The sequence below is a fragment of the Musicola keenii genome, from assembly GCF_014855505.1.
Classification (GTDB): Bacteria; Pseudomonadota; Gammaproteobacteria; order Enterobacterales; family Enterobacteriaceae; genus Musicola; species Musicola paradisiaca.
The window spans coordinates 1-656 of the sequence record NZ_JAAWVW010000060.1; the positions used below are offsets into that span (position 1 = coordinate 1).

Annotated in this window: 1 pseudogene; it reads right to left on the reverse strand. The window is 47.4% G+C overall.

Features of this window, described 5'->3' with window-relative positions:
• Positions 1-365 precede the first annotated feature (365 nt).
• Positions 366-656: pseudogene (locus HEP82_RS19840) on the reverse strand (transposase); the annotation flags it as partial.

The window sequence follows — 656 nt, forward strand, 5'->3', positions numbered from 1 at the left end:
ACAATGCCCATCCGGAGCTGGAATTTGACATTGTCACAGTTGGCCATTTATTTTGAAGGGCGACTAAATAACGTGATGACGCTGTAGAATTTTTAACGTGACACAGAATTCTGAACGCTCTCGCGGTCCCTGAACTCGACAATAAAACGGCTCATCACCAGCCGCCAGTTCTGGATCGACAATTCCATTTTTTCGATGCCAATTGTATCACCAGATAAATCACTTTCCGCACGGAGTCGCCCGTTGGGAACACGTTGCAGTACTTTACCGCCTTCTGAGCACGATCTTCAGCAATTCGATGAGGGTTAGACTTACAATACATCTCGACGCCAGCGCATCACGCCTCAACACCCCACAAAAAAGGTTCATCGCACTTTACCGGGGAACGCTGCTTTTATTTTCAAGAAGAAGTAGTCGTTATCACGGTATCCATATGCCATTCACTTTATCACCTTGCTCCTGTTGTTCATCCCTTCCAGTACGCTGGTATTGAGTCGATGTATCGCACTGGCTATTATCCCTCCCACATACCCTTTTAGTTTTTCAGCGAACAGCGTCAGTGCCTTTATGCCACTTTCCTGCGATTGTCTGTACCATTCATTCCAGCGTTGCCTTGCCTCCTGTTCATCAGGGGCATACCACAGCTCTTTCAGCGC